The sequence below is a fragment of the Streptomyces griseicoloratus genome (assembly GCF_014534645.1).
Lineage (GTDB): Bacteria > Actinomycetota > Actinomycetes > Streptomycetales > Streptomycetaceae > Streptomyces > Streptomyces griseicoloratus.
Genome location: NZ_JACVQF010000070.1, coordinates 1 through 574 on the forward strand (window position 1 = coordinate 1; position 574 = coordinate 574).

1 pseudogene is annotated in these 574 nt (G+C 72.3%); it reads left to right on the top strand.

The features are described 5' to 3' along the window. A pseudogene (locus H0H10_RS02255) lies at window positions 1-574 on the top strand (non-ribosomal peptide synthetase); the annotation flags it as partial.

Here is a 574-nt window from a genome sequence, read left to right on the forward strand (position 1 = left end):
CCACCCGCATGTCGAGCGGCTGATCGGTGACTTCACCAACCTCGTCCTCCTCGAAGTCGACACGGAATCCGCCGGCACCTTCGCCGCCCGCGCCCAGAACCTCCAGCGCCGGCTGTGGCAGGACCTGGAGCACCGCGCCTACGGCGGAGTGCGCCTGCTCCGCGAGGTCGCCCGGCACCACGGCCCCGAGCGCGCCGCCATGCCGGTGGTGTTCACCAGCGTCCTCGGCCAGGACATGCCCGGCGGCTCGCCCGCCGACCCGCTGCCCGGTCTCGGCCACGTCGTCTCCGCCGTCTCGCAGACCCCCCAGGTGACGCTGGACTGCCAGGTGGTGGAGGTGGCCGGCGGCCTGTCGGTCAGCTGGGACGCGGTGGAGGCGCTGTTCCCGGAGGGCGTCCTGGACGACGCGTTCTCGACGTACGTGTCGCTGGTGGAGGAACTCGCGGACGGCGAGGGGGCATGGGAGTCGGAGTGCCCGGTGGTGACCCCCGCGGGTCATGTGGCGGTGGTCGCGGGGGTGAACGCCACAGAGCGTTCGCTGCCGGTGGGGTTGCTGCATGAGCCGTTCTTCGAG